Annotated in this window: 1 protein-coding gene; it reads right to left on the reverse strand. The window is 59.3% G+C overall.

The window, feature by feature from the left end:
- Nucleotides 1-831, reverse strand: an 831-nt coding sequence (locus AC3ET4_RS30875) for a helicase associated domain-containing protein (protein WP_431955286.1), incomplete at both ends; no start/stop codon positions are given.

Consider the following 831-nt stretch of genomic DNA (forward strand, 5'->3'; position numbering starts at 1 on the left):
CCCACTGCATACCCATTCCGTCGAGTACGGCCCGAGTGTTGTCGTCGACTTTCGCGCGGCCGCTGCGTAGATCAGCAAACCAGTTTGCGAGAGGTACATTCTCGCCGCCGACCGGCTCCTTCCAGCCGGACGGTACCTTGAGGTCGCCTTCTCTTTTGTAAAACTGCTCGGCGGCTTGCAGCCTCAACTGAATGTCAATGGGCTTGCATATTTTGTCCCACCGCATTCCCAATCTGTCGAGTACGGCCCGCGTGTCGTCGTCAACCGTGTTGCCGGTGCGTACATTCGAGATCCAGTGTCCGAGATTTATTTTCTTGCCGCCGACTGGCTCCCTATGCCTGAACGGTACCTCGAGGTGGCCTTCTCTTTTGCGAAACTGCTCGGCGGCTTGCAGCTTCATCTGGGTGTCAGTGTTGCGTATATTTCCCCAGCGCATTCTCAATTTGTCGAGTTTTTCCCGCGTGTCGCCGTTAACCTCCGTGTGCTTTCTGCGTATATTCGAGATCCAGTCTCCGAGAGATATATACTCGCCGTCGACCAGCTCCTTCCAGTGGGACGGTACGTCGAGGTGGCCTTCTCTTTTGTGAAACTGCTCGGCGGCTTGCAGCTTCATCTGGGTGTCAGGGTCCGCCTGCCATGGTGTGGGTTGCGGGTTCGCCTGCCATGGTGTGGGTTGCGGGTCCTGTTGCCAGGCCATGAGGTTGTCGGGCCACTGGGTGGTGTGTGTGCCGGTCTGCCGCCATGCCGTGACCAGGCCGGCCCGGTCACGGGGCGACAGGTGCGAGGCCTCGGTGGCCAGTCTGTCCTGCTCGTCACCGGTGACCGGTTCCT

The sequence above is a fragment of the Actinacidiphila sp. bgisy167 genome, from assembly GCF_057707665.1.